This window comes from Microcoleus sp. SVA1B4, assembly GCF_036700545.1.
Lineage (GTDB): Bacteria > Cyanobacteriota > Cyanobacteriia > Cyanobacteriales > Microcoleaceae > Microcoleus.
In genome coordinates this window covers 43,511-57,194 of record NZ_JAUBPB010000020.1, presented here as the reverse complement: position 1 = coordinate 57,194, position 13,684 = coordinate 43,511, and the positions used below count along the sequence as shown (strand labels likewise).

The window sequence follows — 13,684 nt, the reverse complement described above, 5'->3', positions numbered from 1 at the left end:
ATTATTTCAAATTTATCACTGATGACTAATAAAAGTCACGCGCCGAAAAATTACGCTATCTACATTCGATCTATCAATTCATCAGAAGTCACACAAAGTCTTGTGCTGTCTCGATTACTTTTGCCAATATTACACTTTTTGCAAAGAGTTTGTAGATTACTCATATCGTTAGAACCACCTTTTGAGCGGGGGATAATGTGGTCAACTTCCAATAAAACTCCATCTTCCCGTGCCGATCTACCACAGCTAAGACATTTCCATTTATCTCTAGCAAGTACAGCCCACCATTTACCTGCTCTCACAAAAGAATAACTGTCTAGTTCAGGCATTTTTGAAGAATCGAAATCTTCTTCCTCGCTTTCTTCTGTTTCTATGTCATTTTCGGTATTTTTAAAAGCGAGATAAAATTCTTTGAATTGCTCAAGCCTATTTTCAAGCTGAGGTGCTCGTCCTTCACCAATACAAATAAATGATTCTGCTAAAGCATATAAGAGGATGAATGCAATAATTAGTTCAGACAATCCTCGCCCTGGACTAACAGGAAAGTAGTATTTTGGTGATATCAACCTTATAGCTTCTGACCCTACTTCTTCAGGCACAATTGCCTGATGAAGAGGCAGAACTTCAAATTCAGGATTATACGTCGTATGTGAAATACGTGCTACCGATAATAGTGGCATTAAAACCTCGCTATACTTAGCGACGAGTTGGGAAATTCTTGCCACGTAAGCATCATCTACGCCTTGACGAAATGGCATTAGCTCAGCATGAATTGTTCCACTAGGAAATACCTTAAACGTCAGATAAGTGGGATGAAGAAAGAATGGCTGTCCATTTCTCTTGAGAATTTTGAGCGGTTTGTCACCCCGTTTTGCAATAATTCCAATATGAACAAAGCCATAGTCTTTGTTCTCCTTTGCTTTATCTCGATGACTTGGAGAGTAGGCAAAAGTCATTCTCTCGTATGGATTCACATCGTAGACTTGCGCCACAACATCAAGGGTATAACGCAGTAACTTTTCTAGCCGAGGGAAAAAATAATTTTGCAGTGTTGAAAGCCTGGTTTTAGTGTCAGGGATATTGAAAATTTGAGTATCCCTCTCTACAAAAATTACTTCATTAATATTGTGACTATCTGGCACGTTTTTGACTCCATGTATTTCACGAGCTATTCAATCACACCGATCGATATCTGGCTAGTTTGCTGTATTCCTAACTTGTGGTGTGAAATCCAATGTGACTTTTCCTTCGTACCTAAAATTGATAGAGATTGCTGTTTTCTTAGACTAAGCAAGCCAAATATTTATTATAGCGAAATTTTTCGTATAGTCAACTCCTAAGTCACAAAAAGCCGAAACTTAGAATTAGATTTACAAGTTGATACAGTACGGCCCAAAAGAAGTCGTTCTATGCCAACTGTTCTCACACGAGAGGAAGTTATAGCAATTATTCATCATTTATCGGGGTCATTAACTGCTCGTAAAATTACTTTCACGATTAGATAGTTGACATGACCCCGACGGATAGTATGCGCTAGCTCAAGATTGTGGCATTTACTGGCGCGAAACGGATGACTAACTACAAATACTTCTGCAACAACAAACCCATTTTCTCCTTAGTTGCGGCCGGCACTTGATCCAGCCGAGTCAGAATTGCATATTTCAAAGCAGAATGTGCATCAGAAACAGGTGGATTTTCTGTTAGTCTACGGACTGTTTCTTGAATGACTTTTTGAGCATTCTCTGCATTTCGGTGCAAATTGGCTATTACCATTTCTACTGTTACGCTGTCGTGTTCGGTATGCCAGCAGTCGTAGTCTGTGACTAATGCTAAAGTTGCGTAGGCAATCTCAGCTTCTCTGGCTAATTTTGCTTCCGGCAAATTGGTCATCCCAATGACTGTGGCATCCCAACTGCGGTAAAGGTTTGATTCTGCTTTTGTGGAAAATGCGGGGCCTTCCATGCAGACGTAAGTGCCGCCCCGGTGGAGGTTAACGTCGGGGAGGTTCAAGGATTCGATCGCACTTGCTAACACTTTAGCCAATTCGCCGCAAACCGGATCGCCGAAAGTGATGTGACCGACTATTCCTTCTCCAAAAAAGGTAGAAACTCGATTTTTTGTACGATCGATAAACTGATCGGGCACTACCATATCTAAAGGTTTAGCCTCAGCTTTCAGAGAACCAACCGCCGACGCTGAGATTAAATACTCAACTCCCAAACTCTTCATTGCATAAATATTTGCGCGATATGGCACTTCTGAGGGCAAAAAAGTGTGGTTGCGGCCGTGTCTAGCCAGAAATGCTACCGGCGTACCGTCCAATGTTCCCACAATTGCGGCATCCGATGGCGCTCCAAAAGGTGTATCAATTTTCACCTCTTCAATATCCTTGAGGGCCTCCATTTTATACAAACCGCTGCCGCCGATAATTCCGATTTTTGCTTGTGCCATTTTTACCCTCTGCTTGAGTTTTACCACAGTGATTCTATCGGGCCATCGTTAAGTTGGCGTAAAGATAATTGAAGATTTCGTGACAACAGTCACCCTGCATACACTATTTTGTCACTAAATATATGTGATTATAATCACAAAGTAGCTTCACAAAATCTTTAAAAATAAAGGTACATAGTTCTGTTACTTATTTTTAGCGTGTTAAGGCCATGACAGTCAGCTCTGCTAACCTCCCCAAAATCTCGATCGAGGCGATCGTCCAGCGCATCTTTGCTTTTCGTCAAATTACTCCCCTTGACAGACGGCTGCTGAAATCAGCCATGCTAGCCCAGAAAGGTTTGAACGAAAAAGACCAGTGTCAAATCAACCGAGTGTGTCAGGGCATCCAAAACGGCTTGATTTTAGTTGTAGAATAACTTGGCAGCACAATCTCTTGCTAACTCAAGAAGCTGTTTTAAAATTTATGCTTGAGTCTGTATCGGCGGGAACTGAGTTCCGGCGGTGTTTTACTATTTTTAGGTGCGCGAACCCTTGACATCACAAATAATATTATTTACATCTTAATTATCGCTCAAAATTCAACAGCCAAAAGCCTGTATAAGTCATGCCACTATCATCGGGCTGCACTAAAAAAAAATGTAATCCTTTACTTAATTGCTTGCGCTGTTGGTAAATTTGGGCCGCGGCTTTCACCTCGCTATCTTCAAAAGTAGCCACAACCCACCTATCTACTAACCCAGCTTCCAATATCAATCCGTCTGGTTCTCCAGCAATATAATTCAAAGCAAAAGGTTTGGCATCCTGAAGCCATCTAGCCAACCGCATAGACTGGCGTCCGCCGTCAATTACAACTCCCGGTACGGGTACTGTTGAGGCCAAGCCTAAATTCAGCGGTAACAGCAATTCTGGCATTTCCAAGATGGGCACGGGACGCCCTTGGAAAGCCTCTTCAATGTCGCCGGCGGGTAGGGAAGCAAAACGCCAGCCATCGCCCCAGAGGTTTTCGGGTAAGGGTACGGGCGGCGGCGAGTCGAGGGCGATCGCGCTGTAAGTTTCACCTGTATAATTAGGCATACTCAAATATTCTTTGGCGCGTTGTTGCAGCAGCAATTTCAGAGCCGCAGTGCGCCGAGTCGCTTCTACCCTGACACCCAACACTTTGCCCGCAGCTTCGATTAAGCCGAGAGACTGAGGTCTAAATACTTGAATCAAGTCGGGCAAATTCTGAGTTTGAGCTTGCTGCTGCAACTGCGAGGCTAGCCAATTAGAATTTGCGGCCTCCTGGCGGCAAACAGCGCTAAATTGAAAACTGCCTTCCGAGTCGCAAATTAAGAGTTCCCACAGTAGTTTGCCAGTTTCGTCTTGGAGAGGGCGGCGGTAAAAATCTGCTTGCCAAATACGCATAAATAATTAAAAAATAAAATCTACAACTCGATAATTTTAATATAGCTTGGTGACAATCCGATACAATACCGAACTTTGAAAAAAACTTCGAGCGATATAGCCATCCTCGCATCATTTGTGAATTTCTTACTCCCTCCCCTTTATAAGGGGAGGGTTGGGGTGGGGTAAAAAATTTACGACTCCTGCAAGGATTGCAATATCTAACACCCGTTAAAAAAACGGCAACTGTAGACCAGCGTTCCAAACCGTGATAGTAATCAGTAATTCCCAATTCTAAAATCTAAAATCTAAAATCTAAAATGGTATAAAGGCTCGCTTAGCCATTTTCCCTTAGCAATTAGCCAGTCCCAAATTTATTTAAGATAGCGAACCAAATACATATCCAACTCGCCCTTATTTTTAGCATAAATTTTTCCTCGGTATTCGCATTCAAAAAAATCTCTAACTAATTCAAACGTGTCGTGAGAGATATTGATATTTCCAGGTACGCCGGAAGATTCCATGCGAGATGCAGTATTAACTGTATCTCCCCAGACATCATAGGAAAACTTTTTATGGCCAATTACCCCAGCCAGTATTGGGCCTGAATGAATGCCAATGCGGATATCCCAATAAGGGATATTTTCTTGAGCTTTCTGTATTTTTCGCAAATCCATGAACTGTCGAATTTCTATGGCAGCAAGTACAGCGTCAAAAGCGTGTGTTGCGCGAGGCGTAGGAATTCCTGCGGCGCACATATAGCTGTCGCCAATAGTCTTCAATTTTTCCATAGAGTATTTATCCATCACGCGATCGAAATAAGAAAAACAATAGTCTAGTTCGTCAACTAACTCTCGCGGCGTCATTTTTTCAGATAACTGAGTAAAGCCTTTAAAGTCAGTAAATAAAACCGATACGTTATCATAATAAAGTGGTTCCACTTTGCCGTTATTTTTGAGTTCCTCGGCAATTTCAACCGGGAGCACATTCAACAGTAGCCGATCGGATTTGTGCTTTTCGGCATCGAGTTCGGAATACAGCCTATTTATTTCTTTAAAACGTTCAGCATTGCGGATGGCTGAGGATAGTTGCAAAGCCAAAAGATAGCCAATCCGCAAGTCTTCTTGAGTGTAAGCTCGCGGCTTGGTTGTGGCAAAATTAATGGTTCCTAAAACCTTACCTTCGCTTTCCAAAGGAAGGATTATTTGCGAAGCGTAGGGGGATAAAATAGCAGTAGCCTCTGCTTCTTGAATTAATTGAGGTTGACGTGTGTTGAAGGCCTTGTGAATAGGGCCGCCCTCTGGGAGGGCTGCAATATCTACAGGAATATGTGGGCCAAATAAAGTCATGCAAGCATTAGTGCTGTGCAGGCAAACGCTACAGTGTTCAAAGTCGAGCAACCATTTGGCTTGCTTGCCTACTACCCGCAAAATCTGGCCCAGATCGAGGGTGCGGTTAATGGCTGTGGCAACTTCGTTAACGGCGGAAATGCGGATGGAAAGCGCTTGAGCTTCTGCTAACAAACGGCGGGCTGTCAACAGAAGTTCTTCTCGATCTTGATCTTCTAGCCGATCGCCCATAATAGGGGTATACAATATAGATTACAAAGCATCTATTTCCAGGGCTATTGCATCCGTATATCGGTTGACAAAGCTAAACAAGTCTGCTGTCGCAATAATCTCAAATATTTCAGAATCATCTAGCCCTAAATCCCGCAGGTTTTGGTAATCATTTTCTGTCACTTCCAGGGGTTTTGTAGCAGCCAGCAAGCCAAAGGTAATTACGGCTTTATCACGTTTTGGCAAAGGGCAGTTGGCAAAGTCAGAAACTAGGGTTCGCAGTAGTTCTTCGCTCATCCCCAAGGCTGACAATCCGTGTAGGTGAACTTGGAGAGCGTACTCGCTATTATTTGATTGGGAAATAGCGACGCCGACCATTTCTTTAAGCGTGCGGGGTAAGTCTCCTTGCAGGATTGTTCCCCGGAATTTTTTCCAATTTGCTTCTAATATGTCAGGGTTGATTGCCATTGACTTGAACAGGTTGGGGACGATGCCAAACCCCAAGTCTGTCAAGATTTCTTCGTACACTGCTTTGGCTTTAGGATCTGTAAGTTGCTCGTATTCTATAAGTGGAAAGTGTGTCATTGTTTTATTGAATTTTACGGCAATTAATTGGGTGAAAATTTACGTTTTTGTTATGTAATGCCACTCAAAGGTCGATCTTACGACAGATATTGGCTTGAGTCGGATTGATAATAAAATGCACCGCTGTCAAAAAACCGCGAATCATGAAAATGAGCTAGCAACAAATCGGATTTTTGAGGCTGGATTAAACCTGTAATTATAGCAGTAACAGGCTCCCATAAAATTCTGTTGCGATCGGGTTTTACGACTAATTTTAGATTCTCCCAATGGTTGTTGTCAAGGAGCGGCAATTCATCGGGCGCGACGGCGTGAAATCTTACCACAACTCTTGAATTAGAGATGGCTGTTCGGTTCGCTAATTTTTAGGTAAAAAACACTGTTCGATCTCACATCTTGCACCATTGTCAAGAACAGGCTTTTCGGCCTGTTCCACAAAGAGTGAATTTTCTTGTGGAACAGGCCGAAAAGCCTGTTCCTAAAAAGCTTATTGAGAATGGTGCAACATCTCAGTTCGATCGAACTCCACAAATGGCCACAATCTTATACTCCGGCGGGCGCACAGGGGAAGAAATAAAACGCTGTGCATCGAGTTTATTGAATTAATCAGATGCTCGATCGACAACCCATGCCCCAGATCAGCTAGGCTAACGCCGGCGACTGGAGTTATCATGGGTAAACTGTAAACTTCTATCATTGTCGCTGCATTTGCTATGAACCCTGCCCTGACTCAATTTGGCGCTCAGATGTCCCACCTCACGGGAGTTCGGGCAATTATGAAAGATATTATTGAAACTCTCAGAGCCGGCAGCGGGCAGGAGTTTATCAATTTGAGCGCCGGAAACCCGGTGATTTTGCCGGAAGTCGAGCAGTTGTGGCGCGACTGCACTGCGGAACTTTTGGCGGGCCCGGAATACGGCGAGGTGGTTTGTCGCTACGGTTCCAGTCAAGGTTATCAGCCGTTTATCAATGCGGTTTTGGCGGATTTTAATCAGCGTTACGGACTGAATTTGACCGATCGCAATATTCTAATTACTCCCGGAAGTCAATCAATTTACTTCTACGCAGCCAACGCTTTCGGCGGCTACACCGCACCCCCCCCATCCCCCCCTTACCAAGGGGGGGCAACGGCCAATCAATCGCCCCCTTACCAAGGGGGGGCAACGGCCAATCAATCCCCCCCTTACCAAGGGGGGGCTAGGGGGGGTAGCCTTAAAAATATCGTGCTACCGCTGAGCCCAGACTACACCGGTTACGGCGGCGTGAGCTTGATTCCCGAAGCGGTAGTCGCCTGCAAACCTACCCTCGATATTGATGCGGCCGCCCACAGGTTCAAATATCGCCCGGATTTCAGCCAATTGTCGATCGACCAAACCACCGGTTGCGTCATTTTTTCCCGTCCCTGCAACCCCACCGGCAACGTTCTCAGCGACGACGAAGTGAAGAAAATTGCCGATTTAGCGGCCGCTTTTGACGCACCGGTGTTCGTGGATTCTGCCTACGGCCCTCCGTTCCCGTCCTTGAATTTTACCGAAATGACGCCGATTTTTGGTGGCAATATCGTGCACTGTATGAGTTTGTCGAAAGCCGGATTGCCGGGTGAAAGAATCGGAATTGCGATCGGCGATGAAAAAATCATTCAAATATTAGAATGTTTTCAGACCAATATGTGCATTCATTCGCCAAGATACGGACAGGCGATCGCAACTCGTGCCATTGCTTCCGGCGCTCTTGCCGATATCTCCATCAACGTAATTCGCCCGTACTATCAAAGCAAATTTGCGATCGTAGAAAGCACTCTAGAACAAGCAATGCCGAAAGATTTGCCGTGGTTTTTGCACCGGGGCGAAGGAGCAATTTTCGCGTGGTTGTGGCTGAAAGATTTGCCAATGACTGATTGGGAACTGTATCAAGAGTTGAAAAAAGTCGGCGTAATTGTGGTGCCAGGAAGTTCTTTTTTCCCCGGTTTGCGGGAAGATTGGCAGCACAAACATGAGTGTATACGCATCAGTTTGACTGCAACAAATGATGAGATTGAAACTGCTATGAAACGCTTGGCTCAAATGGTAGAAAAGCTTTATCAGTCTTGATTTCTGATACCAAATCCGGCGAAATCCACCCCCTTTATGATGCGGCGGTTGAAACCGCTGTCGAGAGTCAAACAAAGTCCGAGTCCGATCGAGTGACCGCGATTAAAAGGGCGGGTTTTTGAGATTGTCAATTATTGACAGATATTTTTTTTTCGTGAACCCGCCCCTACCGTATTAGGGGTAATCGACCGGACATAATATCAAAAGCGATTTCAATCGCCGACTCTGATCGAGGAGTTTTTAACAATTAAACCACCCGATAAACATAACTCAGAGTTGCCCAAACATTCACATCCAAAGCCAAATCGTCCGTCGATATCCCCGCTTTCTGCACCCCCGGAATGCTAGCAGCGTGCAAATCTTCGATCACCGCCCGCGCCACATTTAAAGGATTCAACAGCACTCGAATTGGCAAGGAAGCCCTCGTTTGCTGGATCTCGGCTTCTATTGCAGCTAGAGTTTGATCGAAGCGACTCTCACTAAATATAATGAAAGTTTCCGCAAGTCCGATCGGCAAGGATACCGCCCATCCGCTCCCCCCAGCCGCCGGTACAATCAAATTCTCCCCCGGAGCGATCGGCCGCGACATCCCCCCCACACCGTCTTTGCCCTCATAGCCTAGCACTGACAGCCGTCCCGCGCTGCCCGAGTCAAACACCGCAAAGTAAACCGGGCGATCGCTGTCGTTATACAATCTGCACTGAATTCGGCTGCTGTTGCTCACACTTAATATATGAGCACTGGCGGATTTCTCACTTTCTCCGCTCAGCGGTTCCAGCCGATAATCACCGCCGGCCCGCACCGGCTCTCGCTGCGCCACAGCCCGCGCTTGCGGTGCGGTAGTTGCCAGAACCGCCCGCACCTTCAGGCGCGAAGACCCCTCATTGGCTGTCAGCCGCAGCAACTTCCCAGCGTGCAGCGCTTTCAACTGCGGAGTCAAGCGCTGCACCGCCACCTTAACTGCTTCTCCCCCGTCGCCCTCAGTATCGGGAATCAGCGTTTGAGCCAAAGAAAACAAACCGTAACGGCTGGGATACAAAGCAGGCTCGTGAGCCGAAGAAGTTTCGGCTAAAGTCGTTTCCGGGACTCTGCCGAACCGACAGTCAGCCAATTGCTCGCTGCCTACCGCCGAAACTTGCGGCACAGTCGCAAAAGCGCTGGTAGCGTCCACCCGCTCGATGCGTTCCAAACCCGAGTCCAAAGCTACTGTCAAACCGATGTTTCGCGGCAATACCCGAATTTCTTCCCTCACCAATTCGCCGACTGTTAATTGGCCGTCTGTTTGAGCAGACCCATCTAAAACTTGGGCTTTAGCAGAAAGGCCCGTGCGTCCCCGCAGCAAAAGCCTCGCGCCCTCGGAGGAATCCACAGCAAACACAGAACCCTCGGAGAACTCCAAAACCGAGGGCGACAACCCCCCCAGCCACAACTGCACAGTTTTGCCCCCCTCTTCCACCGCCGTCACAGCGCCGTCAGATGCAGGGGAATTCAACATTAAATTTGAAAAATTCACCGCCGGCGCGATTGTTAAATCGTGATTGAGAATTTGCGGTTGCTGCGATAACCCCGCCAGCTTGCTGTAAACATTGCCCGCAGCACGACTGAAACTGACGCTGAAGCTGCTAGCGGGAGTTGCCCACCACAAAGTTTGGGTGAGGGCGTAGGTAAACAAACCTGCGGTAAATCCGTCCCACTCTTGTTCGGCGGCGAGTTGGGAATCCGCACCTGCGGCAAGTACGGCGGCTGCAGGACGGAGATTTTTGCGGGTTCGGAGGCCTTGGGCAAACGTTAATTCTGCAAGGCGAGGCTCGCCGATGGTGGGGCGGGGGCGGGAGCGAATGCGAAAATTGCCGTTGGTGGGGAAACCCCGATAGTGGTAGCTGGTGTCGAGGATGGCGATCGCATTTTCTGTCGCGAGCGATCGCATCAACAGCAACAGCGTTTCCTCTAAAATATCGTTCACCGCCCGGTTGGCTAACAACGGCAAAACATCATCCGCCGGCACCAAACTGTTTTGGATTTTTCCGGGAGACTCGCCCAAACTGACTCGGCTACCGCAGCCACTAAAGTGAAAAACTACCACGTCACCGGGTTTTGCTTGTTGAGTCAAGTGAGTCACAAAAGCCGTCTCGATATTCTCCCTCGTAGCTTGAGCGTCAGTCAAAGTCAAAATGTCCGACGGCACAAACCCAAACCGATATATCAGCAGTTCCCGCTGCATTTCCACATCCGTGACGCAGCCGTGCAGGGGCGAGTCTGGATATTTGTCAACGCCCACCAACAAAGCCAATTTCCTGGCTGTCGGTTGCGCTAAGGCTTGGAGGTAGCGATCGCCCAACGGCAGCCACAGGGCCTCGCCGATTCCGATGGCGGCCAGCACCCGGCCAGCTTGCTGCAAAAATTCCCGCCGCTTGAGTCCCATTTTTAAATAGCTTTGAATTTTAAGTTGTGACTTTTTAGTTAAATTCCCCGCAATAATTTTAGGGAATTTAATTAAGTTGTGAGTGTTTAGTATTAAGATAAGTTTTAAGTTTTAAGTTTTGAGCTTTAAGTTTAAAATTATAAAATTTTAACTCAAAACTCAAAATTCAAAACTCTTCAGAATGTCGCCCCCACCAAAGTTCAAGATTTAAATCTCGTAACTAAAAATATTCATTGCCTTGGCTAATTCAGCAGCGACTTCCGGCCGGGAAAACTGGGGCGGCGGCAATTTTCCAGCGCGCAGCATTTCCCGAACTTTGGTTCCCGACAAATGCACCCGTTGTTCGGGAGTGCTGGGGCTTGTTTTAGTTGTAGCCATTTGTTCCGTCAGTGTGCAATAGAAAGCGTGCTCGAATTTCATCGGCACAATTCCCAATTCTCCCGGCTCAAATTCATCAAAAATATGTTGGGCATCGTAAGTGCCGTAATAATCGCCAACTCCAGCGTGATCGCGCCCCACGATAAAGTGAGTGCAGCCGTAGTTTTTGCGAATTAAAGCATGAAAAATTGCTTCTCGCGGCCCGGCGTAGCGCATCGCCGCCGGATTAATTGCCAAAATTACGCGATCTTTTGGATAGTATTTTTCTAGCAGAATTTCGTAGCAGCGCATCCGCACATCAGCCGGGATGTCGTCTTCTTTTGTCGTCCCGACTAGCGGGTGCAAGAACAAGCCGTCTACTGTTTCTAAGGCGCATTTTTGAATGTATTCGTGGGCCCGGTGGATGGGGTTTCGGGTTTGGAAACCGACTATGGTTTTCCATCCTTTTTCTGTGAACAGCATTCTCGATTTCGCCGGGTCAATTTGGTATTGGGGGAAGCGAACATCTAGTTCGCGTTCCAGCAGCCAAATGTCGCCTGCGAGGTTAACGGGCCCGGATTGGTCTACTACTTGGACACCTGGGTGTTTGATGTCGTCGGTGCGGTAGACGTTGATGGCTTCTTCTTCTTTACTGTAGTGATATTTTTCTGCAAGTTCCAAGATGCCGACAAACTCGCCCGCCTGGGTGTCGAGGCGCACTAAAGTTCCTGCTTTCAGGGGGGCGGCGACTTCTTCTGTTACCGAGAGGGTGATGGGAACCGACCACGGAAGGCCGTTGGAGAGGCGCATTTGTTTAACGACCGATCGATAATCAGCTTCGTTCATGAACCCTTTGAGGGGACTCAGGGCGCCGATGGCGATCATTTGCAGGTCGGAGATCGATCGATCTGAAAGCTGAACTCGCGGCAGGGACTCTGCTTTGTCGAAAAATTCTTGTCTTTGGTCTAGTGTGGCAATGCGGTTGACCAGGATGCCGCCGTGAGGGGCAATGCGGTCTGAATGCTGGCTCATCAGAAAAATGGGTAGAAACCCCGTGCTTTTAGCACGGCTTTACATTAATTTAAATCCCCTCGCGGGGTGGAGGGGTATCGTTGCCCCTCCGATGAGGTATGGTTGCCTCAAACTCCCATTTCTGGGGTAAAGTTAGCTTCGCCAAGGTTTTCTGAGCTTGTTAGGCTAGCAGCACTACTTCAGTGACCTTAAAGTTGTTTAACTACTAGCGACAGAGCAGGGGACTAGCTTCGCATCCGCCCGGTGTCGTGACTCAAAAAACGTAGTCAGTTAAGACTTAGGCCCGTCAGGATGGCTTGTTAGATTTCTCTTTCAAGCCTCATGCCGTCAGGGCTGAGGTTCCTGACGTCGATTTGAAGTTGTGGGTTTTAGCTGCCAGAGTACATAGTATCAAGCGGTGGCTGCAATTCTACATTTTTTAATTGTTCTGGACTTGTGCAGAACGCTGCTTTTGTGGCGCTGTAATTCTTTAACTGTCAACTCGCGCCCTCAAAACTCTCAACTTTCCCCTCAAGTCTGGACTTGAAATTCTTCGGGATCTATTCCCCAATTTACCCAGCTAATCGCTTCTTTAGCCGTTAGCACTTTGGGCGGCACTCGCAAAGCATGAAGGTGTCCCGTACTCGGACAAGTCATCTTTAACAAATAAATTGGCTCTATGTCAATATTATTCTCAATTTTCAACAAAGTATATTCTTGGTAGGGGTAGCCCCCCGTGGCTACCCACTTATCCAATTCGGTTGCTTGCAATTCTTGACAAATTTTCGGATAGCCGATCGCCTGAATCAAAACTCGCCGCACTTCGGCATTCTGTTCTGTTAATAGCCATGAAGCTTGCCAAGATTGGGGCGGAACTTGACCGATTATTTCCGGCAGTCGCACGCCACGATAAGAGTATACACTGAACTTGTCAGCAAATTCAACCGCTGGTTGACATAAAGCGTGGAGCAAATATTCGCTATCAAAATGAAGTTGGATCGGGCGATCGCACACAAAGCACATTTTCTCAAACGGGTAAATCCAGCCGCAGTTTTCCACCAATGATTTAAAGGCTGAGTATAAAGGGCGATCGAACTCCAAATTTAACACTGAAATGCAAAAATCAACCCAACTGCCGTTAAAAGCGGACAATTCTGAAACTATGCAGTTATGGTTGTAAAATTGGCGGTTCAGGATGCTGTCCCAATCGCTACTATCTAATTCGCCGATAAATCTGTTTAGAAGTTCATCTTTAATTTGACTGTGCAATTGATATATCGGGTCGTACAGCCGGTTGTAAAGTTGGCTGTAAAGTTGGTTTTGCAGTTCGCTGCCGAGTTGATACCTCAATTGATTGTACAATTCAATGTGAATTTTCTCGCGAATTTCCCTGCCCAACTCGCTGCCCAAATCGCCTTCTATTAGCGGTTTAAAAGCTTGCAAAGCAGCGTCATGGCTGTCACAGAAAATAATTTCCGGTTCAAGATAGCGGATGATGTTGTAGGCGGTGTTGATGGCCGCTGTCGCTTGGGGCGATCGATCGGTGCGATCGAAAGTCCAATTGCTCGCCACTGCTCGCGATAAATCGGAATTAGCGCTGTTTTTTCTGGAGTCATTGCGATTATTGGTACAGCTATATTAAATGAATTCCGGTTGTATTGGAATGATTAAACCGCAGAGGGCGCAGAGAATACAGAGAAACGGAAGAGACAGGTGAATCATTCCGATGCCAAGGGATTTGATATTACAGCATATTCGGTGGTTCATGAAGTACAGGAGCAGCTATATTATGTGGTGTTAGTCCGTAGGGTGCGTCGCTCCTTCATCTT

The 13,684-nt window shown here is 46.6% G+C and carries 11 protein-coding genes; 2 read left to right on the top strand and 9 right to left on the bottom strand.

Annotated elements, in window-relative coordinates; genetic code table 11:
- Positions 1 to 59: 59 nt before the first annotated feature.
- Both QT987_RS12105 and QT987_RS12100 read right to left on the bottom strand, forming a co-directional pair.
- Entirely contained in the window at positions 60 to 1,142 is a 1,083-nt protein-coding gene (locus tag QT987_RS12105; RefSeq protein ID WP_333240105.1) for an HNH endonuclease, read from the bottom strand.
- Positions 1,143 to 1,578: 436 nt separating this feature from the next.
- The gene (locus QT987_RS12100) at positions 1,579 to 2,451 is read right to left on the bottom strand and encodes an S-methyl-5'-thioadenosine phosphorylase (protein ID WP_333240103.1); all 873 of its coding nucleotides are present in this window, start codon (positions 2,449 to 2,451) and stop codon (positions 1,579 to 1,581) included.
- Positions 2,452 to 2,660: 209 nt separating this feature from the next.
- Here QT987_RS12100 and QT987_RS12095 point away from each other — a divergent pair, with 209 nt between their 5' ends.
- Positions 2,661 to 2,867: a hypothetical protein gene (locus QT987_RS12095; protein WP_333240101.1), complete on the top strand. Its 207-nt coding sequence runs from the start codon at positions 2,661 to 2,663 to the stop codon at positions 2,865 to 2,867.
- A gap of 148 nt (positions 2,868 to 3,015) precedes the next feature.
- Here the strand turns inward: QT987_RS12095 and QT987_RS12090 are convergent, their stop codons facing one another.
- The 4 genes from QT987_RS12090 to QT987_RS12075 form a co-directional block, all read right to left on the bottom strand.
- Complete coding sequence (locus QT987_RS12090) at positions 3,016 to 3,855, bottom strand: Tab2/Atab2 family RNA-binding protein (RefSeq protein ID WP_333240098.1); 840 nt, start codon at positions 3,853 to 3,855, stop codon at positions 3,016 to 3,018.
- A 353-nt stretch (positions 3,856 to 4,208) separates the two neighbouring features.
- Positions 4,209 to 5,429: an adenylate/guanylate cyclase domain-containing protein gene (locus QT987_RS12085; protein ID WP_333240096.1), complete on the bottom strand. Its 1,221-nt coding sequence runs from the start codon at positions 5,427 to 5,429 to the stop codon at positions 4,209 to 4,211.
- A gap of 6 nt (positions 5,430 to 5,435) precedes the next feature.
- The gene (locus QT987_RS12080; RefSeq protein WP_333240093.1) at positions 5,436 to 5,978 is read right to left on the bottom strand and encodes a peroxidase-related enzyme; all 543 of its coding nucleotides are present in this window, start codon (positions 5,976 to 5,978) and stop codon (positions 5,436 to 5,438) included.
- 77 nt (positions 5,979 to 6,055) lie between these two features.
- Complete coding sequence (locus QT987_RS12075) at positions 6,056 to 6,301, bottom strand: hypothetical protein (protein ID WP_333240091.1); 246 nt, start codon at positions 6,299 to 6,301, stop codon at positions 6,056 to 6,058.
- Positions 6,302 to 6,688: 387 nt separating this feature from the next.
- Between QT987_RS12075 and QT987_RS12070 the strand changes: the two genes are divergently transcribed.
- Positions 6,689 to 8,065, top strand: a complete 1,377-nt coding sequence (locus tag QT987_RS12070) for a valine--pyruvate transaminase (RefSeq protein ID WP_333240089.1) — start codon at positions 6,689 to 6,691, stop codon at positions 8,063 to 8,065.
- Between the two features lie 247 nt (positions 8,066 to 8,312).
- On the opposite strand, the gene QT987_RS12065 is transcribed toward QT987_RS12070, so the two are convergent.
- The 3 genes from QT987_RS12065 to QT987_RS12055 all read right to left on the bottom strand — a co-directional run bounded on the left by QT987_RS12065 (position 8,313) and on the right by QT987_RS12055 (position 13,427).
- Entirely contained in the window at positions 8,313 to 10,487 is a 2,175-nt protein-coding gene (locus QT987_RS12065; protein ID WP_333240087.1) for a caspase family protein, read from the bottom strand.
- A gap of 207 nt (positions 10,488 to 10,694) precedes the next feature.
- Positions 10,695 to 11,876, bottom strand: coding sequence for a sulfate adenylyltransferase (gene sat / locus QT987_RS12060; protein ID WP_333240085.1), 1,182 nt, complete (start codon positions 11,874 to 11,876; stop codon positions 10,695 to 10,697).
- A gap of 510 nt (positions 11,877 to 12,386) precedes the next feature.
- A complete protein-coding gene (locus QT987_RS12055) occupies positions 12,387 to 13,427 on the bottom strand; it encodes a DUF6745 domain-containing protein (protein WP_333240082.1) in 1,041 nt (346 codons plus the stop codon).
- Between the last annotated feature and the right edge of the window lie 257 nt (positions 13,428 to 13,684).